Annotated in this window: 21 protein-coding genes and 1 pseudogene; 4 read left to right on the plus strand and 18 right to left on the minus strand. The window is 35.6% G+C overall.

What is annotated here, in order from left to right:
• Window positions 1–140 precede the first annotated feature (140 nt).
• Window positions 141–1,997, plus strand: a complete 1,857-nt coding sequence (gene asnB, locus MKY60_RS10400) for an asparagine synthase (glutamine-hydrolyzing) (protein WP_241599103.1) — start codon at window positions 141–143, stop codon at window positions 1,995–1,997.
• A gap of 57 nt (window positions 1,998–2,054) precedes the next feature.
• On the plus strand, window positions 2,055–2,336 hold the full coding sequence (locus tag MKY60_RS10405) for a hypothetical protein (RefSeq protein ID WP_241599101.1): 282 nt from the start codon (window positions 2,055–2,057) through the stop codon (window positions 2,334–2,336).
• 308 nt (window positions 2,337–2,644) lie between these two features.
• On the opposite strand, the gene MKY60_RS10410 is transcribed toward MKY60_RS10405, so the two are convergent.
• From MKY60_RS10410 to MKY60_RS10430, 5 genes and pseudogenes are all read right to left on the minus strand, one after another.
• Window positions 2,645–3,103 (minus strand): VanZ family protein, encoded by a 459-nt coding sequence (locus MKY60_RS10410; protein ID WP_241599099.1) that lies wholly within the window; start codon window positions 3,101–3,103, stop codon window positions 2,645–2,647.
• A gap of 439 nt (window positions 3,104–3,542) precedes the next feature.
• Window positions 3,543–3,794: pseudogene (ccsA, locus tag MKY60_RS10415) on the minus strand (cytochrome c biogenesis protein CcsA); the annotation flags it as partial.
• 22 nt (window positions 3,795–3,816) lie between these two features.
• Window positions 3,817–4,479, minus strand: a complete 663-nt coding sequence (locus tag MKY60_RS10420; protein WP_241599097.1) for a response regulator transcription factor — start codon at window positions 4,477–4,479, stop codon at window positions 3,817–3,819.
• Window positions 4,480–4,945: 466 nt separating this feature from the next.
• A complete protein-coding gene (locus MKY60_RS10425) occupies window positions 4,946–5,926 on the minus strand; it encodes a metal ABC transporter solute-binding protein, Zn/Mn family (protein ID WP_340929758.1) in 981 nt (326 codons plus the stop codon).
• 269 nt (window positions 5,927–6,195) lie between these two features.
• A protein-coding gene (locus tag MKY60_RS10430; RefSeq protein WP_340929681.1) for an IS3 family transposase occupies window positions 6,196–7,331 on the minus strand; the annotation gives its coding sequence in 2 pieces (ribosomal slippage) (window positions 6,196–7,106 and window positions 7,106–7,331; 1,137 coding nt in all).
• 421 nt (window positions 7,332–7,752) lie between these two features.
• Here MKY60_RS10430 and MKY60_RS10435 point away from each other — a divergent pair.
• Entirely contained in the window at window positions 7,753–8,295 is a 543-nt protein-coding gene (locus tag MKY60_RS10435; protein WP_241599093.1) for a GNAT family N-acetyltransferase, read from the plus strand.
• A 1,980-nt stretch (window positions 8,296–10,275) separates the two neighbouring features.
• Here the strand turns inward: MKY60_RS10435 and MKY60_RS10440 are convergent.
• The 3 genes from MKY60_RS10440 to ltrA (MKY60_RS10450) all read right to left on the minus strand — a co-directional run bounded on the left by MKY60_RS10440 (window position 10,276) and on the right by ltrA (MKY60_RS10450) (window position 13,027).
• Window positions 10,276–10,692, minus strand: a complete 417-nt coding sequence (locus MKY60_RS10440; protein WP_340879723.1) for a hypothetical protein — start codon at window positions 10,690–10,692, stop codon at window positions 10,276–10,278.
• A gap of 540 nt (window positions 10,693–11,232) precedes the next feature.
• Window positions 11,233–11,454: a hypothetical protein gene (locus tag MKY60_RS10445; protein WP_241600675.1), complete on the minus strand. Its 222-nt coding sequence runs from the start codon at window positions 11,452–11,454 to the stop codon at window positions 11,233–11,235.
• Between the two features lie 244 nt (window positions 11,455–11,698).
• Complete coding sequence (ltrA, locus tag MKY60_RS10450) at window positions 11,699–13,027, minus strand: group II intron reverse transcriptase/maturase (protein ID WP_340928248.1); 1,329 nt, start codon at window positions 13,025–13,027, stop codon at window positions 11,699–11,701.
• Window positions 13,028–13,628: 601 nt separating this feature from the next.
• Here ltrA (MKY60_RS10450) and xerA point away from each other — a divergent pair.
• On the plus strand, window positions 13,629–14,468 hold the full coding sequence (gene xerA / locus MKY60_RS10455) for a site-specific tyrosine recombinase/integron integrase (RefSeq protein WP_241600772.1): 840 nt from the start codon (window positions 13,629–13,631) through the stop codon (window positions 14,466–14,468).
• A gap of 57 nt (window positions 14,469–14,525) precedes the next feature.
• Here xerA and MKY60_RS10460 read toward each other — a convergent pair.
• The 10 genes from MKY60_RS10460 to ltrA (MKY60_RS10505) all read right to left on the minus strand — a co-directional run bounded on the left by MKY60_RS10460 (window position 14,526) and on the right by ltrA (MKY60_RS10505) (window position 25,777).
• Window positions 14,526–15,874 (minus strand): IS3 family transposase gene (locus MKY60_RS10460; protein WP_340878759.1). Its coding sequence is split into 2 segments (ribosomal slippage): window positions 14,526–15,421 and window positions 15,421–15,874, totalling 1,350 coding nucleotides; the frame shifts between segments, so codons are not numbered across the junction.
• A gap of 109 nt (window positions 15,875–15,983) precedes the next feature.
• A complete protein-coding gene (locus tag MKY60_RS10465; RefSeq protein WP_241600799.1) occupies window positions 15,984–16,403 on the minus strand; it encodes a hypothetical protein in 420 nt (139 codons plus the stop codon).
• A gap of 195 nt (window positions 16,404–16,598) precedes the next feature.
• The gene (locus MKY60_RS10470; RefSeq protein ID WP_340929760.1) at window positions 16,599–17,837 is read right to left on the minus strand and encodes an IS110 family transposase; all 1,239 of its coding nucleotides are present in this window, start codon (window positions 17,835–17,837) and stop codon (window positions 16,599–16,601) included.
• A gap of 263 nt (window positions 17,838–18,100) precedes the next feature.
• A protein-coding gene (locus MKY60_RS10475; RefSeq protein WP_340928296.1) for an IS3 family transposase occupies window positions 18,101–19,434 on the minus strand; the annotation gives its coding sequence in 2 pieces (ribosomal slippage) (window positions 18,101–19,047 and window positions 19,047–19,434; 1,335 coding nt in all).
• A gap of 184 nt (window positions 19,435–19,618) precedes the next feature.
• Entirely contained in the window at window positions 19,619–20,194 is a 576-nt protein-coding gene (locus tag MKY60_RS10480) for a hypothetical protein (protein ID WP_241600803.1), read from the minus strand.
• A gap of 218 nt (window positions 20,195–20,412) precedes the next feature.
• Complete coding sequence (locus MKY60_RS10485) at window positions 20,413–20,892, minus strand: hypothetical protein (protein ID WP_241599548.1); 480 nt, start codon at window positions 20,890–20,892, stop codon at window positions 20,413–20,415.
• 862 nt (window positions 20,893–21,754) lie between these two features.
• Window positions 21,755–21,886 (minus strand): hypothetical protein, encoded by a 132-nt coding sequence (locus MKY60_RS10490; RefSeq protein ID WP_276517612.1) that lies wholly within the window; start codon window positions 21,884–21,886, stop codon window positions 21,755–21,757.
• 958 nt (window positions 21,887–22,844) lie between these two features.
• Window positions 22,845–23,183, minus strand: a complete 339-nt coding sequence (locus MKY60_RS10495) for a hypothetical protein (protein ID WP_241599550.1) — start codon at window positions 23,181–23,183, stop codon at window positions 22,845–22,847.
• A 514-nt stretch (window positions 23,184–23,697) separates the two neighbouring features.
• Window positions 23,698–24,276: a histidine phosphatase family protein gene (locus tag MKY60_RS10500; RefSeq protein WP_241599806.1), complete on the minus strand. Its 579-nt coding sequence runs from the start codon at window positions 24,274–24,276 to the stop codon at window positions 23,698–23,700.
• Window positions 24,277–24,448: 172 nt separating this feature from the next.
• On the minus strand, window positions 24,449–25,777 hold the full coding sequence (ltrA, locus tag MKY60_RS10505; protein ID WP_340928248.1) for a group II intron reverse transcriptase/maturase: 1,329 nt from the start codon (window positions 25,775–25,777) through the stop codon (window positions 24,449–24,451).
• Window positions 25,778–26,385 lie beyond the last annotated feature (608 nt).

Genomic DNA, 26,385 nt, shown 5'->3' on the forward strand with positions numbered 1-26,385 from the left:
GTGGTCTCATTTCCCTCCACCATCCTCGGCGCAAATCGGTTGTCTCAAATTCTCTTTTCAGACAGCCGACTTTCTCCATATTTTCTACAAATCCTCTTTGTACAATGTAAAGTATAAAAACTTTAAAGAGGTGCAGCACAATGTGTGGATTTGTAGGTTTTATACATGGTACACAACCAATTCAATATAAAACAATAATGGAGATAATGCTCAAAACAATTGTTCACAGAGGTCCAGATAGTGAAGGCATCTATTCAGATGAAAAAGTGACATTAGGTTTTCGTCGTCTGAGCATTCTCGATTTAAGTACAGCTGCTAGTCAGCCCTTTTCAACAGAAGATGAAGACATTATTCTTGTATTTAACGGAGAAATTTACAACTACCGTGAGCTTCGTGAAGAATTAAAGCAATACGGCCATATTTTCGAAACGAGATCCGATACAGAAGTTTTATTAAAAGGTTATCTTCAGCACGGCGTGCAAATTTTACAAAAATTACGGGGGATGTTCGCCTTTTGTATTTGGGATAAAAAACAAAATCTCCAGTTTATTGCCCGTGATCATTTTGGCATTAAGCCTTTGTATTATACGCAGCACACAACAGACAACACGATTATTTTTGGATCGGAAATTAAATCATTTTTACCACATCCAGCATTTAAAAAGGAATTAAATGAACAGGCATTACGTCCTTATTTAACGTTTCAATACCCTGCCATGGACGAGACATTTTTTAAAGGCGTGTATAAGCTTACACCTGGATCGTATATGCTCATTCAAAATGGAAATATCCAAATTAAATCTTATTGGACTAACAATTTCGCACCGTCAACTGATTCTCTTGATACGCATGCACAACATATTAAAGGTGTTTTAAAAGACTCTGTTAAGGTTCATTCCATAAGTGATGTAAAAGTTGGCTCATTTTTATCAGGTGGTGTTGACTCAAGCTATATCGCAAAGCTTTTACAGCCTGATACAACGTATAGCGTTGGTTTTGAAGGTTATGAATCGATGTTTGATGAAACGTCTTTAGCAAAGGCGCTATCAAAGGAGCTGCAATTTGAAAATAAGCAAAAGCATATTACAGCGGCAGAAGCATTTGAAATCATTCCGAAGATTCAGTGGCATATGGATGAACCCGATTCCAATTTATCTTCACTTCCCCTTTACTTTTTATCGGAACTAGCAAGTAAAGATGTAAAAGTTGTGCTTTCCGGAGAAGGGGCAGACGAGTTATTTGGTGGCTATGAGTGGTATAAGCCTTCAGAAAAAATGATGAAATATACAAAGGTACCTGCTGTATTGCGTCACACGCTAGCAGCAATAGTAAAATACTTACCGTCAAACCGTTATACCACCTTCTTAGAAAACGGTGCAAAATCTATTGAAGAACGTTTTATCGGACACGCCTTTGTTTGGCAAGAAGAAGATGCACTTGCACTATTAAATGAAAAATATCATCATGGACCATCGATTTGGAATATTGTAAAGCCATATTATAACAAAGTTCAAGACACAGACGATGTAGCAAAAATGCAATATGTCGACTTAAATGTTTGGCTACCAAGCCAGATCCTACTAAAAGCCGACAAAATGAGCATGGCCCATTCGCTTGAATTACGTGTCCCTTTTTTAGATAAAGAAGTATTTAGCGTGGCAAGTAGTATCCCAACCGAATATAAAGTAACAACAGCAGATACAAAAATTGCGCTACGTAAAGCAGCTATTAGTGAATTACCTGAAGCTTGGGCAAAACGGAAAAAGCTCGGCTTCCCTGTTCCTATGCGCCACTGGTTACGTGAGGAAAAATACTATCAAATGCTACGTAGTACGTTTGAAAAAGTTTATATCAGTGAGTTTTTTGACCGAGAATTATTAATGGATTACCTAGATGCACATTATGAGGGCAAAGCGAATCATGCACGCTATGTTTGGACTGTGTATGTATTCTGTATTTGGTATGAACAGTATTTCCCTGAAAATGCGCTTTACTAGATTGGCCATACTAAATACGTATGCAAATAACTAAAACACAAACTAAAGGGATATAGAATGGAGCAATTATTTTTAGGCATCGTACAAAGTAAAAACCTTGCCCGGCTTTATCAATTTCTTATGATGGTCCTTGTTTCTATGGTTCCATTTGACCCAATTCCAGTGCTCGCAACCTTTATTGCAATTATTCTCGATTTTGGGACAGACTTTCTCATTAAAATGCTTGGAACAACAACAACAACAACAACAACAAATAAAAAGAAATGGAACCAATATATAAAAGGATCGATTATTAACGTGTACGAAGCATACATTTCCCTTCTTAGAAGCACTATTTAAGTAGGTTTTTTACTATAAACTTACTCAAGAACCTTAAAACATTATTTCAACCAGCTTTATCTAATTTAAAAGTCATTTTTTCTTTCATATACTAAAAAAATGTTCTTAAAATAAAAAAAGAAATGCATCTCAATTTTAGAGTCACTTCTTTTTTTATTGAATTTTAGTCTGAAAGTAAAAATTAGTATTTGCTTTTGTCTTTTATAGTATTAATGCAAAATGTTACTTTCTCTGATTGATTAACCTTTTAATCATTTGTTAAGATTCATTGGTTGGCTCTAAACTATGAAAAATGAGTTGGAACTAATTTACTGCTTCTGAACAAATCTAACATTCCTAATTACAAATCCTAATACAGCACCTATCATATTTAGAATCAAATCATCAATATCAAAACTTCCTCTTCTTGAAACTACTTGTGTTACCTCAATAAATAATAATAAAATAGTCATTGTAATTACATATATACGTATTTTGTTAATTCTTTTTATAAAAAGCGGTAAATAAATGCCCATAGGTAAAAACAAAATTAAATTACCACCAAGGTTTTTTAAAGGGATGTTAATATTCAAGGTTCCATGGGCTATAGAATGAACATATAGATTTATAGTTCTAAATGGTATAAAATTTGAAGACGATTTTATGTATTCCCTAAAAGATACATCTGAGCATCTATAACCTCTTGAATCTAAAAATAATATAAAAACTAATGCAAATAAATAAAATATAAAACTAATACAAACTAAAGGGTTTTTAGCAGTTTTCATTGCTTTCCTCCTGATAATTTCACACAATTCTAAAAAGTATATAAATCTATTAATAAACAGTTATTAAACAGTATTTTGTCTCTTCCTGATAACATTTTATAATATCAACAAAAACTACTTCCTATAAATATATATTGTAAATAAAAAAATACATGGAGAGACCAATTTGACAGGCTCTTCCATGTAGTATTATTTAAAATTCGGTTTCGTGCTAATTATAAATGTTTTAGAATAATATGAAAATAATACATTTTCTTATAGTCTATCGTTCATCATAATGGCTTTATCCTACTCTTCTATTAATTCATAACATATCTTGTATAATTAATTACAATAAAATGAAAGAAAAACTCTACTCTCTCTTTATGAAAAAAGAACTTTTCGTTATACAGATACCCCAATTTGGAGGACAGACCAATTCAAGTATTATTTATAAATATTATGCATATGAGTGTAAACCAACAACAATTAAGTAAACCTATTAAAGTTAACCATGCTGATTTTTCATAACACCACCCTTTTGTTAATCTTAAGTGCAGGAACACAGCGTAAAACAGTCATGTTATTAGAGTCCATACCTCTTTTGGAACCTCAGTGCAAAAATTAGTGCACCTAATGTAAATACTGGAAACTCTATGAGTACCGATCGATACCCAATTTCATCCATATATTGAGAGTTTGCCTTTTCAACTTACATTTTATCTTTCTTCTAATCAATCTAATTCTACCCATCCATTTTTAATTGCTAAGACGACTGCTTGTGTACGATCTTTTACATTCAATTTGGAAAGAATATTAGAAACATGATTCTTAATTGTTGTCTCGGAAAGAAAAATAGTTTGACTAATTGCTCTATTACTATATCCCGATGCTAATAATTGCAGAATTTCACATTCTCTTTTAGTTAATAAATATCCTGGACTTAAAAGTTCATTTTTTCTAATTTCTAGGCGACTTAATCGTTGAAATTCTTTTAATACTACATTTGCTACTCTAGAATCAATATAAGAATAACCTTTATCTACATTATTTATCGCTTCAATGAGATTTAATATTCCCGCATTCTTTAATACATATGCGCTTGCCCCTGCTCGTATTGATTCTTTAACAAACAATTCATCTACCTCATTTGTTAAAGCAATAATATTTACTTGAGGATATTCTTTTAATAAATAGCATATGCTCTCTATTGAAACAGATAAATTTAAGTCGATTTCCATCAAAATAATATCTGGTAGAAATTCTAAATAGATAGCAAATGCTTCTGAAGCAAAGTCAGCTTCAGCGACGATATCTATATTTTGTTCAAGTTGTAGTTTTTTACTTAATTGCGAACGGTATGATTTTCTACTATCAATTACTCCAATTTTAATCATTTTTGCTCCTTCCTTTTTTTATCAACTAATTTTTAACAAAAATGTTAATCGGCGCATTAAAATTACTACAAACTAAATCCAAATAATTTAAACAGCAACCTTGAAGAAATTGTCATGAAAGCTTCTGCAAATGCGATGTACACGTAGCATATGGAAATCTTATTCGTAATAAGCTCCCATCCTTTCATACATAGACTAATAATACTTGAAAAATATGAAGAAACTATGCAGACTCAATAATATTAGATTACTAAACGACTTTTTTTCATTTGAAATCATTATATAAAGTAATTGGCTCGGTTCGTTTGAAGAATTTAATGAATTTAAAGGAGGCTACATAACGACTTTAATGCAGAAGAAGGCAGAAGTACGAATAGATATTTTATATTAGAAGATTTTATTTATTGTTACGGAAATAAAGGACAGCAAAAGGAATTGCTGTCCTCTTTTTCATTTCAAAACATACTTATTGTTGTATCAAACCTTGTTCAAGTGCCTCTATATTATCTTTCATAATCGTAAAATAGTCTTCGTTATTTTTTATATTTTCCTCAGAAATTGATTCAAGATTATTTAAAGTTAGTGCATTTAATCCTGTTTCTCTTTGGACAGAAACTGCTACTTTGTTCGTAAGATTAGGTTCAATATATATATATTGTAGCTTTTGTTCATTAACTAGCGCAATTATCTCAATTAATTCCTTATGAGAGGGTTCATCAGTAGGTGATAATCCACTTATCCCTATTTGTTGTAATCCAAATGCTTCTTCCCAGTAGCCATAGGCTGAATGAGATACAAGAAATGTATTACTATCCGCATTGGCCACCATAGTTTTAAAATTTTCATCTAACATTTCTAAATCCTGTTTCAAAGAATTAAAGTTCTCCTCAAATGCATCTGTATTATCTGGACTAATTTCATTTAAAGCATTCTTAATATTATTAGCAATCGTAATTGAACGATTCGGATCTAACCAAACATGTGGATCTATGCTTATGCCCTCACTGTGTTCAGCATGTTCTTCTTCGTTTTCATGCTCTTCTGTGTCTTCTTCTTCCGAATCTGTGTCTTCCACTCCATTTATAAAGTCAATACCTTCAGTAGCATTAACAATCTTAACATCTTCATCCTTTACAGCATCAATTACTGCATTTGCAAATCCTTCTAGTGCAGTTCCAGAATATATGAATGCTTTACTTTCTGCTACATTCGTCATATTTTTCATAGTAATTTCTACGGAATGGGCATCTGACCCAGGAGGGATGAGATTTTCTACTGCAACGTATTCCCCTCCTATTCTTTCTGTAAAGTATTGAAACGGATAAATCGTTGTATAGACTTTAAGTTCTCCTTCTTCATTAATAGTCCCCACTTCTTCTTTACTGCAAGCAGTTAGGAAAAGTAAAGAAAACATAAACAACATAGTGGTAAGTATTTTTTTGTTCATTTTCTTACTCCTTTAGTGTATTAAATTGCTTTTTTATTATAATCGTAACGATTACTATTTACAATATAACAGGTGGATCTACGTCAAGATTCTGGACACAAAAAGATTAAGTTTTTTCTGCACAACCACCATTCATGGAGTGTTCCACATCCCAAGTAGATCGTCAAAGTGAAAAGAGCCTTTGACAATCTACTTGGGACGTGGAGAGATTAACCAATGGATGTTGTGCATGAAAAATGTGGAGGGGGATTGGCTTTTACCCTTAAGACTCAGGCTGCTGCGCGACACATTATTTCATACGCCTCTGGCGTTACAAAGCCGATGCTTCCATGAATTCGTTTACGATTATACCAGCCTTCTATATATTGAAATAGGGAGATTCTCGCATTCTCAAAATCTTCATATCGTTTCCGATAGACCTCTTCTTTTTTGAGTGTGGCATGAAAGGACTCGATGCATGCATTGTCATAAGGGCATCCTTTACGACTGAATGATGCAATCATTTCATATTTTTTTAACTGTTCTTGAAATGCCTCACTTGTATATTGGGTACCTAGATCCGTATGGATGATTAATCCCGGTGAAGGATTTTGGGAATCGACGGCACTTTTTAAAGCATCCAACACGATTTCTGTGGTCATCGTATGGGAAAACTTGTAGCCTACTATTTTCTTTGAATGCAAATCGAGGACAGACGCTAGATAACACCAGCCATCTCGAAGTGTATGGATATACGTGATATCTGCCACCCATTTTTCATTGATTGTGGTTGTTGTAAAATCTTGCTTCAACACATTTTCTCGTTCTTCCACTGGTGTCTGTGTGCTTGCTGGACGGTATCTCTTCACAATGTTTGACTGGATGCCTGCTTGTTTCATCAGACGTTGGACTCTTTTTATACTGCAAGAATAGCCTTCTTTTAAAAGTACTCGATGTATTTTGGGGGCGCCATAGATACCTTTGCTTCCTTTATGAATGGCTATTATACGATCCAATATTGCCTCATTGGCCACGTGGTAGCAGTTCGGTTTCTTATGAAATGAATGATAATAAGTACTTTTAGGCATCTTTAAAATGCGACACATCACTTGTACTGGATGATGCCCGCTTTCATTTGTAATGTAGTTGATCAGTTCTTCGTCCTCTATTTTCTCGCGAATATGGTCATAGCCTTTTTTAGGATTTCAAGCTCCTGTTTTAACCGGAGGTTTTCTTTTTGAATCATTTCTACATCGGATACAGTTAATTCCTTTGTCCCTTCGATTGTAGAGAACTGTTTAATCCATTTATAGATGGTTACTTCTGAAACACCATATTCGCTAGATAGTTGGCTGACCGGGGTACCTGAGCTGTGAAGCTCCACTACTGTTTGTTTAAATTCTTGGTTATACCGCTTTTTACTCATAATACAGACACGACCTTTCGTTAGTTCAATTTTAGTGACTTAACCAAGATGTGTCCATACATCTATTCTACATTCAAGGTTTAATATATTTTTTTGGTTTAGCGATTGCTGTAGCAACTGCAGTAGGATTGCATATCGGGGCTGAAAAATATATAGAAGGATATCATTATAGATTACTTTCAGTCGGTATTTCGGTTATTTTCGGTAGAAAACGGAAATTCTGTCTTCCTAAAAATAGGTGGGTTATAAATTGTGAATTATTTTATACAAATCATTCCGTTACTGGGCATATCTAGGGATTATTAGTAAATGTTGATAATTTTTTAAAACAGCGAACCTATCCAAAATACACAGGCTTTTTTTGTTTTCTATATAGTGTACAATTAATGGCAGTAAGAAAAAATTTTAGGGGGGTTATAGTGTGGGTTTCGAAAGTGTCGTATTGCGTAACTACTTAACTGTCGATGTTGAGTTTGCTGTAGTAGAAGGCTTTTCATCAATTGTTTTAGAAACAGACGAAACAGAAAAAGAAATTGGAACAATAAGGTTAAATATTTATAACTCGAGGTTAACTGATTTATGTGACACCGCAGATGGTATTTCTGGTAGTCAATATTACTTAATTAGTAATGCAACAAAACATTTACCAAGCCTAGAACTTAATAAGAAACTTTTGACTATTGAAGAAATAAACATAGATTCCAACTATCGATCTAAAGGACATGGGAATGCTGCTTTAAATGAGTTATTAAAATTAGCAAAAATTTTAAGTGTAGATTACATTGTGTTAAAGCCAGCTCCTCCGAATGATGAAGCTTCTGATGATAAAACAGTTAGAAACAGTCAGATTAAACGACTTATTAATTTCTATGAACGTTTTGGCTTTCAAACGTATACAGTGGCGAAAGATGAACCTATTATGGCTCTAGATACAGAGGGTATTGAATATTATGACATACCCTAAAAAGAATTACAGATTGTTGAACATTGAATAGGATTCATTTAGCATAAAAGACTGGTATGTATCTAAAATTTTACTACATGATTTTTAAAAAGTTTATGAATAATTAAAATCGCCTTCTGGAGAAATGAATCCCTTGAAGTCGATTTTTATGTATACAACTTTGTTATAAAGTACCCCTAATATTGATGGGCACTTTCTATCTTTACTTCTACATTGTTTTTATTAAGATTTAAAATCTCTTTTTTTGGCACTATAATAAAATTGTATAATATAAATCATTCATCAAACACCCATGAGTTATAAGGCATAAACTTCCTACGTTTATTTAAGCAAATGTTTGACACTCAAGTATTTATGTCATAATGACAACTTTATGCTTAAAGTCGCACCTTAATTCAAGCATAAAGTTTCCAAACGGAAATTTTATGCTTTACGTCACAAAATGTGACTTAAACCATAACATTGTTATAAATTAAATCATAAGTATGTCATGATAATAAAGTCATTAATAACAACGTTTATTAAACCAATTCTTTATAATCATTAGCTATAATCTAATTCCTTTTGAGGGTGGATAAAGAAAATACGTTAGAATATTTAACTCCTTACATTCTTTTGTTTTATATTCTAACTTCTAACATTTATTTGCTTTAATACACTTTTAACTAAACTTTCACAGCAACATATGAATTCCTTGAATAATTATCCTCTAAAACCTAGTAAGATATAGAATTAGAATATTAAATACAGAGTAATATATTCAAATCATCCATTACTTGGGAAACATCTTCTTTTCAATATTCAATTCTTTTAGAGCATTTCTCCTAAATTCAAGTATTTTTTTATCAAGAATAAATCTACATGCCTTTCTACTGGTTTAATACCTGGATATATCCCATTAGAGTGAAGGTGAATAATAGTTTCTTTTATTAATTCTTTACTGTGTTGAAGCATTTTCTCTCGATTTCTAGCCTCCACTTCTTTATTTTTTTCGACAATCTTATTAATAAATATGTCAGAGAAATACTTAATAAATGCTCGTGACTTTCCTATTTCTTTTAAGACATCATTTTAAACTTAAGCTCGTCAATTATTGATTCCAAAATCTCCAACAATTTCACTTGAATTTTCTTAAGCTCTTCTTTTTCTATTTTATGATACTTTGAAACTTTAAAATTTCTTATAATTTAATATAAGGGCATTCCTGCCTTTTGCAGAAATGCCCCATTATTGAACGCAATGTTTTGTTATTTTCAATAAGAAAAAAGGCTTTACTCCTTCTTGAAGTAGTCGAGTAGAAGGGAACCTCTCTACCTTACGGTAGATTGTGTTCCACCCCCCTCACAGAACCGTGCTTGCGCTATTTACGCACACGGCTCCTCCAAATCATCCTTCACAAAATGGTGATTCTGCTATCCTCAATAGTTTAGTTTACATTTATTATTTCTACCGCTGTGTGTAGTAAATGTGTCCCTAGTGAGAGTGATCATTTGGTAGCAGCCTTTCCTCCATCGGCATTACCCAACTTCATTGGTACTACGCTGCTATCCGACTCCCTACAACGGCATTTGGTTTCCTTGCTTATTATCGCTTGTACACCATACTCTTCTATAAGAAGAAAAGACCGGTAGGGCCTCCCGAGTTGCCGTATCATATCAATGTGTGACGTGCCAAGGTCTCTGACTCCAGAGAGGTTTTATCCTTCTTGCCTTTAACGATGGATAAAATGTAGCTTTCTGCTGTGCTTAAGGCATCAGCCCTCTCGATTTACTAACATTATGGAGCTCAATCCCTTCAACCATTTGGCTTTCGGCCCGCCACCTAACTGTCTACGCTTAAAGGCTAATGTTACCATTAGCCCTCCAAGACTCGCTACGAGTGAATGGCTAGTTCTTTCTCGACGGGAATCCCACCCGCTATATGATACGACCTAGGCTCGGCCGCACAAGCACCCGTTAGTTGAAATAATGGTAATAATTTTTATTGAGATAAATGTTTGTAATCTAATATTTCAATTTTGAACTCGTGATTACATTTCTGCTTATTAATCTTGCCACTATCACATGAAGGGAATATCCTAACCTTAACTAAATCTTCTTTAGCATCATCAAGTTTTTTCGAAGGGATTTCAATTTTTACAGTAACATCGTAGGAATGATTGTCATTGTAAGCTATATCAACAATCCCTTTCCATTCCCAGTAAAAAAGGGTATTCTGTCCATACTCCTTTATAACTCTTTTATCAATAACTGGGAATACAATGTCCAAAATGATGTCCTCTGTTGTGACATACATCCCTTCTTCTACTGAATTGGTTTCTGATTTAACAACAACTTGCGTTAGAGTAAAGACAATAAATAAAAATCCTAATAAGACTAAATATCGCTTAACCATCATGATTCACCCCATATTTATGTTTACTCCTTATTCTTCCCACATTATCTATTATTATTAAACTAGCCTGCTTCGTTAGTTCAATAAGAAACAAGGTTGTCTACTGTCAGCCTTGTTCTGCTAAAGCACCCGTTACTTGAACAAGCAAGTTACAAATCGCAACTGTCATTCGTATTATTCCTCTTCTTTTTATCACCAAAATACTTCCAAAGATGGTATGTCGACCAGAATAAAACTATAAATATAAGCATTGAAAATGGTACAAAGTAAGTTTTTTCAAGAATATAATCAGGGGTAAAAACAGCGAACAAGACCAAGATAATTATAGCTGTAATCAAAAGTATCCAGTAACGTTTGTCTTTATAAGTGCTAAAACTCCACATACAATCCTCCCTGTACCAACATGTGATTTTCAAACTAAAGATATCCATTTATTATACAACACACTTAAACTAAACTGCGTCTTTAGTTCAATAAGAAAAAGGCTTTACTCCTTCTTGAAGTAAAGCACACCGTTACTTTAAGTACATTCGAAACCGACAGTTATCCATGAAACCACCAACCAACAAGAGATATAGCCCCTACTCCCCAAGCAGTGGCACCACATATCCACCAAATTACAGATTTAGCTTTTGATAAATTTTCCTCGTCTTCCACATTTGCTTTTATAAAAGCGACCTTTCTTTCCATACCTTTTTTCATAGAAACGAGAACAACAAATCCGATTAGCATGAAACCAGTAGTTATCCAGAGTAATAAGTCCATCTTCTATACCTCCTTTTTTATGAATTACTTTCCTTTCAATCTTCTGCTTTACTTTAATACGTTTGAAACAAATAGATGTTCCAATTTTATATAAATTTTCCATTTATAATAAGTGAAAATCTATATTGCTTATTGAACTAGTCGAGTAGAGGGGAACCTCTCTACCTTACGGTAGATTGTGTTCCTCCCCCCTCACAGAACCGTGCTTGCGCTATTCACGCACACGGCTCCTCCTAGTCATCATTCACAAAATGTAGCTAATCTTCTTTCTTAAATCGTATATATTCACTTTAATTCTTGGTGAAGGTAACGGATATTTATGTAGAAAGAGATTGAATTTATCCCAAGTAAAGGATTTTCTTTGACTTCTTCTGTTGAGCCATTTAAAGAGTAAATATTGAATTTTGTCTCTAAATTGGTGAACACTTGGAGTATTATCTGTGATGCAATAGTAGTTGTAGTAACCTACAAGCGAGCGTTTAAATCTATCCATAATCATATGAATATCTTTATTTCGGTTACTCTTTATCCATTCTTTCGATTCCTTCAGTTTAGCCTGTAGCTTCTTCCTACTTGTTTTCCGTTTCACACGAAAATTTCCTTGTTTACTCTTCCCACAATAGTGTGTGAAACCGAGAAAATCAAAGGTTGCAGGTTTTCTATTCCCCGTTTGTTTTGCATCTTTCTCAGCAAATCTCCCGAAGGGAATAATTTTGGTTTTATCCTCCGCTACTTCTAAGTTAAACTTCTGTAATCTCAGCTTCAATGATTGAAAGAATTCCTGAGCTTCGCTCTTATATTGAAAGCAACAAACATAATCATCGGCATATCTAACTATGTATGCTTGTCCTTTACACTGTTTCCTAACTTCCTTCTCGAACCACAGGTCCAGGACATAATGGAGGTATAGATTGGCAAGTATCGGAGATATGACTCCACCTTGCGGTGTGCCTTTATCTGTCTTGTACTTCTTTCCTTCCTCCATGTATCCACCTTTAAGAAACCTACCAATTATTCTTAGTAAGTTAGGGTCAGCAATTCGCAGTTTTAAGAACTCCATCATCCATATGTGATCAACATTGTCAAAGAACCCTTTGATATCTACATCTACTATATAATTTACTGATTTCTTCTCAATATAATGATTTAATATTTTCAAAGCATCGTGGCAGTTACGATTGGGGCGGAACCCAAAAGAGCAGTCTAGAAAATCATTTTCATAGATCGCATTTAGTATTTTTGTAATGCCTTTCTGTACAATCTTATCTTCATGTTCCGGTATCCCCAACGGTCTTTTCTTGTTGGAGTTAAGCTTGGGAATATACATTCTCCTTACAGGAACAGGATGATAACCTTTACTTTTAAGCCTTCTTACTAAGTCCTCTATATTTCCCTCTAATGTTTCACTATATTGCTCTTTAGTTGTGCCATTAATCCCAGTTGCCTTCTTATTAGGTAATTCATGATGGCATTGAACTAGAGATTGCTTATTTAGTAAATGTGCAAGCGATGTAAATCTCATTCTCGGTTCAGATTTAGCTAATTCTGCTATCCTTAATAGTTTTGTTTCCATTTATTATTCCTACCTCCGTGTGTAGTAAATGTGTCCCTAGTAAGGGTGATAACTTGGTAGCAGCCTTTCCTCCGTCGGCATTACCCAACTTCATTGGTACTACGCTGCTATCCGACTCCCTACAACGGCATTTGGTTTCCTTGCTTATTATCGCTTGTACACCATACTCTTCTATAAGAAGAAAAGACCGGTAGGGTCTCCCGAGTTGCCGTATCATATCCATGTGTGACGTGCCAAGGTCTCTGACCCCAGAGAGGTTTTATCCTTCTTGCCTTTAGCGAAGGATAAAATGTAGCTTTCTACCGCAGTTAAGGCATCAGCCCTCTCGATTTACTAACATTATGGAGCTCAATCCCTTCAACCATTTGGCTTTCGGCCCGCCACCTAACTGTCTACGCTTAAAGGCTAATGTTACCATTAGCCCTCCAAGACTCGCTACGAGTGAATGGCTAGTTCTTTCTCGGCGGGAATCCCACCCGCTATATGATACGACCTAGGCTCGGCCGCACAACTGCTTCGTTAGTAAAAACACTCCTTATGTCTATAATTCTATTAAGTTGGCAATAATCCTTTTAATATTACTATTTTAGGGGGAATCGGATTGTTACTGTCAAAAGCATGGGCTTCGTTTGAAGCTGATAAGCGAATAGAGGGCTTTTCGCCACAAACATTGAAAGCCTACCAGTTACAGTCTTCTTTACTAATTGGTTATTTTAAAGATGTAGAGATGGCATTGCTGGATACAAATCAACTAAAGGAATATCTTGCTATATCCTGTAAGCATTTAAAACCAGCCAGTCTTGCACATCGTATTCGCTTTATGAAATCATTTTTTCGTTGGTCCCATGAAGAAGGCCTTCTTAGTAAGAATCCAACTTCCAAGATTAAAGAACCCAAAGTAGGGAAGCGGATACCTAAGTATTTAACCGAACGGGAGATTGAACACCTTCGTGAATCCTGTCATTCCCCAATAGAAAAAGCAATTTTTGAATTCATGTTTTCTACCGGTTGTCGAATTGGCGAAATAGTTTCCTTAGAAAAGAATCATATTAATTGGTCCAATCAATCCGCCATCGTGAGAGGTAAGGGCGATAAGGAAAGGGAAGTTTATTTTAATACACGTTGTGATATATGGCTTAAACGCTATATGGAAAGCCGTAATGACCATAATCCAGCAATCTTTGTAACTGCCAGACAGCCACATAAAATGAGCGTCGCCCAAATGAGATATATCATCAAGCGGATCTCCAATCGTGCGGAAATTAATAAAGAGATTCACCCACACCAACTTAGACACAGTTACGCAACTCATTTGATGAATAATGGAGCTCCTATTGAAGTCATACAAAGTCTTATGGGGCATGAGAAAAGTGAAACAACTAGGATCTACGCTCAATTAAGCGGAAGGTTAAGGAAAGAGTATTATCAGAAATACTTTTAAATATAAAGGAGCAACGTCATAATGAAGTGAACCCGAAAAGTTAGACACTTTATTTAGTTAAGCCGCTTCTATGGTCTGAGTCCGGTATTGTACCGGGCTCAGACCTTTTAATTTTGTCTTGATTCGTTTGTGATTATAGTAATCAATATATTGTTCAAGCTCTTGCTTGAAGTGAGCCATACTTTCAAACTCTTGTAGGTAAAGTAATTCGGATTTTAGTAACCCAAAGAAGTTTTCAATTACCGCATTATCAAGACAATTTCCCTTACGGGACATACTTTGCGTGATCCCATGTGCTTTTAAACTTTTAGAATACTGTTTCATTTGGTAATGCCATCCTTGATCTGAGTGGAGAATTGGAGCGTCTCCATCGTATAAACGCATCAAAGCTTGGTCTAACATCTTCGAAACGAGTGGATATACTGGTCGTGACTCTAGGTTATATGCAATAATTTCGCCATTGAATAAATCAAGTATGGGCGAGAGATAGAGTTTTTCACCAAATAAATGAAATTCAGTCACATCCGTTACCCATTTCTCGTTCGGCTTCGTTGCTACAAAATCACGCTTTAAGATATTAGGCGCAATTTTTCCGACAGGCCCTTTGTACGAACGATATTTCTTCATGCGCACAAGGCATTTTAAACCAAGCTGCTTCATTAAGCGAAGAACCGTTTTGTGATTGATTTGATATCCACGATTGCGCAGTTCGAATGTAATACGACGGTATCCGTATCTACCTTTATGTTCGTGGAAAATCGAAGAGATAACTGATTTTACTTCCTCATACTTATCTCCACGCCCAAAGGTATTTATCCAGTAATAGTAGGTACTACGTGCTATCCCCGCAACTTTGATTAGCTTTTTAACAGCGAATTCTTCCCTTAGTTCATACACTACTTGCGCTTTGTCTTTCGTTGTAGTGCATCCTTTTCCTGAACTAAGGCGTTCAGCTTTTTTAAATAGGCATTCTCCATGCGTAAACGCTCGTTTTCTGCTTGTAATGCTTCAAATGACCCTTCAGTTGGTGTTGCTTTCTTTGTTTCTTTTTTCATAGATGGACGCCCCTTTGTTTTTGATTCTAGGGCGTCTACTCCAGCTTTTTCGAGTGTGTTTTTCCATTTTGTAATCGTATAAGGAGAAAGGATTTTAAAAATGGCAGCAGTTTCATACAAAGACGTCCTATGTTCGTTCATATAATTTAGTACGTTTAGTTTAAACTCTGCACTATAATTTGTATAGCTTTTCATAAGCCCATCTATCCCATGTTGCTTGTAGAGCATCACCCACTTAACTACTGTTGATTGAACCGTGCCAATTTGTTTGGCAATTGTCTTATATCCACCTTCGTTGTTCAAATAGCTCTGTACTGCAAATAATTTTTCTTCAAATGTAAATTTAGACATAAAAAAATACACCTCCAATTGTTAGATTGTGTCTAACAATTGGGGTGCACTTCATAATGACGTTGCTCTATTTTGACTAACGCACCCATTAGTTGAATAAGAAAATTTTTTATTCGGGTCGGATACGTCTTAGGGCTTCATCCACCGCCCAAAAGAAAAATGAAGTCATAATTCCAGCAATAAAATTTAGTTCTCCTTCTCCTACCCAATAGTTATTAAAGTTTGAAAAGAAATCACTTGATTCAAAGATTATTCCATAGACAAATGCAAAAGACATACCAAAAAATAAATGAATTATTAGTGCTAAAATCACTCTTTTAAATCCTTTGAATCGTTTGGATAAATAATCAGATAAAAAAGTTACAGGAACACCATAAATTAATATAATCGGTGAAAATAGTAAGCTATAAATTCCAATCATAGGTATCAATTCAAATGGTTTTTCCCATTCGCCGAAAATAAAAATTAAGATGAAAGTAATCGATAAAATTGTCGCAAAGAAAAAAGTTATAGCTTTCCTTTTAATCAACCATTCTCCCCCTTTTATGTACAATAACTTTGTTATACACCCTGCTGTATTACTTGAACTAAACCAGCTAATAGTTTGTCAATATTTTCACTAAAAAAATTATTAACCTCATGATATACTAAAAAAATACATGCCAAATAACCTTCCTCTAAATCACTTTTGGAAGGTTTTGGTTAATTAATATAAATACAGTTTCTATGCTATATCCTGGAAAGTAGTTCGTTTTTTTAGTAAGGCATAAATCCAGTGTAAGAGCTTATTTACACAGGCAATAATGGCTACCCTAAAGGGTTTTCCTTCTTCTCGTTTCTTGTCGTAAAACTCTCTCAGTCTTTTATTGCGAGGAATGATTTCATCCGTTGTCTTCTTTTTACGGGCATCTCGGATGCCACTTTGAATAGCCATATACAGGGCATGACGAAGTCTGCTGGAACCCCGTTTGGTAATTCTGTTAATGGATGCAGTAAATTTACCCGAAGAGTAAACGCTAGGATCGACTCCTGCGAATGCAACGAGTTTTTTGGCAGCGTCAAACCGATCTATCTCTCCAATCTCCGAAATAATCGTTGCAGCGATTTTTTCACCGATTCCGGGGATAGATTGGAGTATTTTATATTCTTCTATCTCTTTTGCGATTGAATCTATTTCATTTGCTAGCTTTGATAGATGCTCTTGATATTGCAGAACAATATTTATTAACATTTCCAGATTAAAAATATGGCTTTGATACTGGTTATGTTGAAACGGGTTTCGAAGAGCGGCCTCTCTTAATTTCTGTGCTCTTTCGTTTGCCCATTTCTCCGATCGGCTGTTACAGAGGGAAGATATCTTATCCGTCAATTCTTTTTCATCGACACTTAATACGCTTTCGGATGTTGGAAATGCGAGTAAGGTAAGTAGTGATACCTTAGAGTAGAGACTTCCAAATACACCTCTAAATTCAGGGAATACCTGATCTATTAAGGAATGTAGCTGTAACTTAGTTTTAGCTGCCATTTCCGCAATACTTTCTTGTTGTCTTGTTAAATTACGAAGGTTTAATAGTTGTATTCCTCTCTTTTTATATGGTTCTAATTCTTCTTTATAATAAAGTTCACAAAGATGATAAGCATCGATCGCATCCGTTTTTACCTTACGTAAACTAGAGCTTTTGGCTCTATGGGAAATAAGGGGATTGATCACTATATAAACATAGTTTTGTTCCTCTAAAAACTGGATAACTGGAGTATGGTAGTGTCCCGTTGATTCTAATACGACCGAAGGTTGATAACCGCCAGCCGCTTTTTCTATTTCTTGAAGAAAATCAAGAAATCCCTTCAATCCTTCCAAGTTATGTTGAATACTAAAGCTCTTTCTATAGGCTTTGCCTTTATCTAAAAATGCTTGAACCTGACTCTCTCCTTTAGCTACATCAAGACCCACAACTGGGTTCATACGTAAATCTCCTCCTAGTAATATAATTTAGTCGGTATCCCCTAAGGCTTCTTGTAATGTCATAGGTTCGCTTGTTAAACGGGATCAATGTCCCAACCAGCCTGAAACATGCTTATACAAGTAGGGGGTGAACAGTTTAGCTGACGGGATCTCGTCCCACGGGTGCGACGTTCTACCCCGACTACCGTTATAATAAGACCAAATAGAAAAAGGTCAACCAGAAAAATAAACTGTACCCTTTGTAAAGGACATTTTGAAAAAGGTTAGGCAACTTGTTGAAGCTGCTGTCTGTATTTTGCAGGCGGCAGCTTTTTTAAATTCCATTGGCCTCTATAATAATTGTAATATATCATATAACACTTCACTTCTTGTTTTACTTCTTCTAATGTTTCGCATTCTTTTATATTTGTTTCATCTTTAAAATGCCCAAAGAATGATTCTTGTGGAGCATTGTCCCAACAGTTTCCACGGCGTGACATTGACTGTCCAAGATTCATCTTTTTCACTAATTTTTGATAGGTCGGATTTGTGTAATGAAATCCCTGATCCGAATGAATAAAGGCATCATTTCGAATATGTGAATGACGACGTCTTAATTGGTGAAGTGTATCTAATGCGATGTCTAATGTAATTTTATCTGAGACTTCATACGCTAAAATTTCATTCGTCTCTGCGTCTTTAATCGTGGATAAATAAGCACGCTTTCCGCTTCTGTAGTTTAAATATGTGATATCCGTTAATAACACTTTTCCAGCCAACCCTTGTTTAAAGTTGCGCTGCAATTCGTTCGGGCATGTGCGATGTTCTTTTGTTGCTTTCGCCATGCGGCGATAGGGATTCGCTTTTCGAATTGGACAAACAATCTCAAATTTCTTCATAATGCGGCGAATACGTTTTAAGTTATATGTAATCTGGTACTGGTTTTGGAGTGTCATTTTAATTTGGCGTGCTCCTTTTTTGCGTCCTCGGAAATGATACGCCTTTAAAATGATGTTTTTCACCACCTCGTCCGAACCGCCTTTAATTGCACGTTTTTGAATGGATTTTTCATCAAAGTAATTGTAGAAACCTGATCGAGATACATCCATTACCTCGCAAAGATAACTTACCATACGCTTTAACTCATACTTTTTAATAATCTGGTTAATGAGTTCGAATTTTAATTCTGGCGCAATTTTTATTTCTTCTTCACCATCTGCCTTTCGAGTAAATCGAGCTTTTTTAGGAGTTCGTTCTCTGCCTCAAGTAATCGAGTCTTCGCTTCTAATCGTGCATACTTTTCCTCGAGACTTAGTTCTCGTTCAAGTGGGCGACCAGAACTATATTTCCGAGAATCTTCTAACCCAGTAATTCCTTGGTTTTGGTATGCTGTTTTCCATCGAGCTGCCGCTTTATGAATGCGTGTCATCCCCATCATTTCGATATCAAATCCTGCATCTTCAAAAATTTCACGCGGAAACTTCCCAAATTCATTTTCAGTAATAAATAATCGTTTAAATTCATCTGTGTACGTAATCGCTTTATTGCTTACAGCTTTTACATATGGATTCTTTTTTAGTTCTTTTTGTTGGTTAGGTGTTAAATAATTTTTAGTCATAATTTATCGCTCCGAATACTGTTTTTTTCATTATAAACAAAAATACCCTATAAGATGACCTTTTTTAAAGTGTCTATCTTATAGGGTACAGTTTAAAATCTGGCTAACCTTATATTACGAACGGGTGCTTTACTCCTTATTGAAGTAAAGCACCCGTTAGTGAAAAAAGTCAATTATCTAATTCCTATTTTTTGACCCTAAATTCAACCTGTGCTTTTATATTATATTTTTTCTCTTGTTCAGTTTCCTTGTTAGCTATAACATAAAAGTCTGCACTGCCATTTACAACATAATGTCCTTCTGGAAATTCATGATTCATAATTCGCCTCATAAAATCTATATATTCTTTATTATCCTCTGAACCGTACCCGCCACTTCCCCTATATTCTTCACGAAGTGGTTCCCCTTTAATTAGTTTCGTGCTTAATAACGGTTCATTCATACCGTATCCAATTTCATAATTTCTCGTAGTCTCAACCATTGGAAAAGAGAATGGCGATGCTGAATGAAAAATTTCAACTTCTTCTTTATCCCCTGTATATTCTAATTCCGCATAAATTTTTATAGGTTCATTCTTACCGTATTCTGCTTTTTCTGTCACAAGTCGATATACAAAATCACCTTCTATGACCTCGGCTTTTGTTTCTAAGGGTTGAGTAGCAGGCAGTTCGTTAGCAACCTTTTCGTTATTGTTTTGTTGACAGCCCAATAATCCTATTGATAAAAGTATTAAAGACACAATTAAACTATGTTTTTTCAATATCATCCCACTTTCTTTATATAAATTAGACGATGATGAATTAGCATTCGTTTCAACAAGTTACCTGGTAACTTGTTCAACTAAACTGCTGCTTTAGTTTAAGTGTAACATTTCACATTGCATATCTGAGATCAACTTAATATTTTAGACATAAAAATAGACCATCGAAATGATGGCCATATTTTGCTAAAGCACACCGTTAGTTGAATTACACTTTACTAAAAAACCTGGATGAAACGCTTTTTTATTATAAATTCTAATTCTCTAATGCTTAAATTAGTTTCTGCATCGAGGATACTTATTTCAATTGTTATCGTATCCCAACTTTCCAAATGAGTACGCTTTACAAACTTTTGAAAACCTCTTACTACAGAATGTTTCTCCATATATTGGGGATTTTCATGGGATAAATTATAAATACTTTCATCAATTTCCCATCTGCTGAATTGAATATTTATGTCTCGTTCAAGTTTGTTTTGTGTATCAAAACCAAAAAACATGTTTCCTGTTTCTTCGTCGTAATAAATCCCCATTATTTTTAAATAAAAATTATTGTCATTAATCAACGGTATTTGAATTCCTCTATGGTCCTCTGGTTCCCCAACCCATGTCTTCCACTGTTCTTTAGTCCACGTATCCATTTTACTTGTATCATATGTTTCCTGAGTGAAATCAACTTTAATAATTTCTTTTGCCATTCCATACCCACCCCTTATTTATCTTTTGCTTAACCCTTTCCACTAACCTGCTGCATGATAACTCCTTCTTCCACTAGTCGAGTAGAAGGGAATCTCTCTACCTTACGGTAGATTGTGTTCCACCCCCCTCACAGAACCGTGCTTGCGCTATTTACGCACACGGCTCCTCCAAATCATCCTTCACAAAATGGTGATTCTGCTATCCTCAATAGTTTAGTTTACATTTATTATTTCTACCGCTGTGTGTAGTAAATGTGTCCCTAGTGAGAGTGATCATTTGGTAGCAGCCTTTCCTCCATCGGCATTACCCAACTTCATTGGTACTACGCTGCTATCCGACTCCCTACAACGGCATTTGGTTTCCTTGCTTATTATCGCTTGTACACCATACTCTTCTATAAGAAGAAAAGACCGGTAGGGCCTCCCGAGTTGCCGTATCATATCAATGTGTGACGTGCCAAGGTCTCTGACTCCAGAGAGGTTTTATCCTTCTTGCCTTTAACGAAGAATAAAATGTAGCTTTCTGCCGCAGGTAAGGCATCAGCCCTCTCGATTTACTAACATTATGGAGCTCAATCCCTTCAACCATTTGGCTTTCGGCCCGCCACCTAACTGTCTACGCTTAAAGAATAATGTTACCATTAGCCCTCCAAGACTCGCTACGAGTGAATGGCTAGTCCTTTCTCGACGGGAATCCCACCCGCTATATGATACGACCTAGGCTCGGCCGCACACCTGCTTCGTTAGTTCAATAAGTTAAAGCTACCCTTACAGGCAGCCACTTGTTTAACTAAATCACGACGTTAGTTTAAGTACATTTTTTCGCAATTTTCTACGCTCAAAATTTCCCCAGTAAAACAATCTAAAAATCTTTAATAAATGCATCCAGTACAAGAAGTATAATCGCTAATACAACACAAATACGTAAAATGATTATAGCGATTTTGTTATCAACCAAATCATCCATATCACTATATTCATTCATATGGTCCATATCTTTCCTAAGCTGTTTTTTCTTCTTTCTATATAAACCTTGAACTTTTTTTGCATTTGGATTTTATCTCGTTTGTTTTGGCTCAACTATTCTTCCTCCTTTTCAATCTTTAATTTAAAAAATCCAAATAAATATATTTCTTAAAAACAAAAAGAATTGGAAGTTCATAATTAATTACGTTTCAGAATAAGACTTACTAGTTGTTGAACTAAACTGCTTCTTTAGTTCAATAAGAAAAAGGCTTTTTCTTGAAGTAGTCGAGTAGAAGGGAACCTCTCTACCTTACGGTATATTGTGTTCCACCCCCCTCACAGAACCGTGCTTGCGCTATTTACGCACACGGCTCCTCCAAATTATCCTTCACAAAATGGTGATTCTGCTATCCTCAATAGTTTAGTTTACATTTATTATTTTTTCTACCGCTGTGTGTAGTAAATGTGTCCCTAGTGAGAGTGATCATTTGGTAGCAGCCTTTCCTCCATCGGCATTACCCAACTTCATTGGTACTACGCTGCTATCCGACTCCCTACAACGGCATTTGGTTTCCTTGCTTATTATCGCTTGTACACCATACTCTTCTATAAGAAGAAAAGACCGGTAGGGCCTCCCGAGTTGCCGTATCATATCAATGTGTGACGTGCCAAGGTCTCTGACTCCAGAGAGGTTTTATCCTTCTTGCCTTTAACGATGGATAAAATGTAGCTTTCTGCTGTGCTTAAGGCATCAGCCCTCTCGATTTACTAACATTATGGAGCTCAATCCCTTCAACCATTTGGCTTTCGGCCCGCCACCTAACTGTCTACGCTTAAAGGCTAATGTTACCATTAGCCCTCCAAGACTCGCTACGAGTGAATGGCTAGTTCTTTCTCGACGGGAATCCCACCCGCTATATGATACGACCTAGGCTCGGCCGCACAAGCACCCGTTAGTTGAAGAAGGCTTAGAAAACACAATTTAGTTACCCTTTATTCCATAACCCTTGTTTTTTCCACATAAGGATATAACTTAATAAATAACAGAAACTGGTGATTCCAAACAAAAGAAAAATTCCTGGAGTCATTAGCATGTATAGACTTATTGGTAAAGACCATATGAAGGCAATAAGCATTAATGATTTTCTTGCTGTAAAAGAAGAGATTATTGCCAAAGTTGCAGGTAAAACTAACATAAATAAAGTAATTAATGTTGTATCATTACTTGTTCCATTCGAATAAGGATTAAAGAAGTTTAATAACATCCATAAAACAATGGAAATAATTGCAGCAACTAGCCCCAATAAAGATGACTTCTTTAGCATTTAACTCCCCCCCTAATATACCGCAAATACCCAGCTCGTTCTTCAACTAACTGCCCCGTTAGCCATCCATGCAGCAAAAAAAACGCTGCACCACAGAGGATGAAAATTGGTTCAGAACGGGTATAGATTCGTATGGCTGGCGAAGAAGGTCGATGAACTATGGTGCCATAGAGCCCATCCGTTAGTCTGACTCCAACGACCACGGTGCATCACAGACTGTCGCACTCTCTATGAGTAGCACTCATGAGAGATTAATCCTACTCTGGTTATTGCACCAGCCTGCCTTTATTCTTAGGAGAATGGAGTTGGTTCCTGAATCACCCTTTAACTTCATATAAATATTCTGAAGGATCAGCCTTTTTTTTAAAAAAGCTTTTTCTGAGTCTCTTTTGCTATGCAATTTTGTATATTTTGAGCATTTTTTAATTTTCATGGGAGTTCAATAAGAAAAAGACTATACTCTTTCTTGAAGTAAAGCACCACGTAGGTGAATAAGATTATTTCTTCTTTCTTGTTAATTGTACTTAGAAAGATGGGAAATTTGATTAAAGTCTTTTATATTCCATTTATCTTGATGTAAGTAAATATTACTTATACAAGCATTTATTAATTTGGTCTTCCCCGACCCTATCTCACCATTAGATAAAATAGCTAAAACAGTATTGATTACTGCACCATGTGCAACAAGCAATATTTTATTGTCCCCATACCTTTGATTTATCTTCTCGATGCCATCTATTACCCTCTTATTAAAGGATGCTCTATCTTCTTGATTCGGGTATATTTTATTTGGAAACTTAGATATTCTTTCCTCGTATGTCATTCCCTCTGCATCCCCATAATCTCTTTCCAAAAACTCCTCCATCTCAACAACAGGTACAATAACATTTTTGTTTATAATTTCCGCTGTTTGTTTTGCTCTTTTTAGTGGGCTAGTTATGATTACATCCCATTGTGATGTTTTAAGGAACTCACTACATTCTTCAGCTTGTAGAATACCAGCCTCATTTAAGGGGATATCAGTTCTCCCTTGAAGCTTTCCTATTACATTCCAATCAGTTTCTCCATGTCTAACCAAGCATATTATAGTAATTTTAATCCACCCCTTTAATTTACATCTTTATTAAATTCTATATAAGAATTTAAATCCTCCTTCAACTAGTCGAGTAGAGGGGAACCTCTCTACCTTACGGTAGATTGTGTTCCTCCCCCCTCACAGAACCGTGCTTGCGCTATTCACGCACACGGCTCCTCCTAGTCATCATTCACAAAATGTAGCTAATCTTCTTTCTTAAATCGTATATATTCACTTTAATTCTTGGTGAAGGTAACGGATATTTATGTAGAAAGAGATTGAATTTATCCCAAGTAAAGGATTTTCTTTGACTTCTTCTGTTGAGCCATTTAAAGAGTAAATATTGAATTTTGTCTCTAAATTGGTGAACACTTGGAGTATTATCTGTGATGCAATAGTAGTTGTAGTAACCTACAAGCGAGCGTTTAAATCTATCCATAATCATATGAATATCTTTATTTCGGTTACTCTTTATCCATTCTTTCGATTCCTTCAGTTTAGCCTGTAGCTTCTTCCTACTTGTTTTCCGTTTCACACGAAAATTTCCTTGTTTACTCTTCCCACAATAGTGTGTGAAACCGAGAAAATCAAAGGTTGCAGGTTTTCTATTCCCCGTTTGTTTTGCATCTTTCTCAGCAAATCTCCCGAAGGGAATAATTTTGGTTTTATCCTCCGCTACTTCTAAGTTAAACTTCTGTAATCTCAGCTTCAATGATTGAAAGAATTCCTGAGCTTCGCTCTTATATTGAAAGCAACAAACATAATCATCGGCATATCTAACTATGTATGCTTGTCCTTTACACTGTTTCCTAACTTCCTTCTCGAACCACAGGTCCAGGACATAATGGAGGTATAGATTGGCAAGTATCGGAGATATGACTCCACCTTGCGGTGTGCCTTTATCTGTCTTGTACTTCTTTCCTTCCTCCATGTATCCACCTTTAAGAAACCTACCAATTATTCTTAGTAAGTTAGGGTCAGCAATTCGCAGTTTTAAGAACTCCATCATCCATATGTGATCAACATTGTCAAAGAACCCTTTGATATCTACATCTACTATATAATTTACTGATTTCTTCTCAATATAATGATTTAATATTTTCAAAGCATCGTGGCAGTTACGATTGGGGCGGAACCCAAAAGAGCAGTCTAGAAAATCATTTTCATAGATCGCATTTAGTATTTTTGTAATGCCTTTCTGTACAATCTTATCTTCATGTTCCGGTATCCCCAACGGTCTTTTCTTGTTGGAGTTAAGCTTGGGAATATACATTCTCCTTACAGGAACAGGATGATAACCTTTACTTTTAAGCCTTCTTACTAAGTCCTCTATATTTCCCTCTAATGTTTCACTATATTGCTCTTTAGTTGTGCCATTAATCCCAGTTGCCTTCTTATTAGGTAATTCATGATGGCATTGAACTAGAGATTGCTTATTTAGTAAATGTGCAAGCGATGTAAATCTCATTCTCGGTTCAGATTTAGCTAATTCTGCTATCCTTAATAGTTTTGTTTCCATTTATTATTCCTACCTCCGTGTGTAGTAAATGTGTCCCTAGTAAGGGTGATAACTTGGTAGCAGCCTTTCCTCCGTCGGCATTACCCAACTTCATTGGTACTACGCTGCTATCCGACTCCCTACAACGGCATTTGGTTTCCTTGCTTATTATCGCTTGTACACCATACTCTTCTATAAGAAGAAAAGACCGGTAGGGTCTCCCGAGTTGCCGTATCATATCCATGTGTGACGTGCCAAGGTCTCTGACCCCAGAGAGGTTTTATCCTTCTTGCCTTTAGCGAAGGATAAAATGTAGCTTTCTACCGCAGTTAAGGCATCAGCCCTCTCGATTTACTAACATTATGGAGCTCAATCCCTTCAACCATTTGGCTTTCGGCCCGCCACCTAACTGTCTACGCTTAAAGGCTAATGTTACCATTAGCCCTCCAAGACTCGCTACGAGTGAATGGCTAGTTCTTTCTCGGCGGGAATCCCACCCGCTATATGATACGACCTAGGCTCGGCCGCACAACTGCTTCGTTAGTTAAACAAGAACACGCCGTTTATTACACATTATAGTGGTACTAGATATAAAAAAATTTGTATTAGTTATTCTCCTTTAGTGCAAG

This window comes from Psychrobacillus sp. FSL K6-1415 (assembly GCF_038003185.1).
GTDB classification, from domain to species: domain Bacteria; phylum Bacillota; class Bacilli; order Bacillales_A; family Planococcaceae; genus Psychrobacillus; species Psychrobacillus psychrodurans.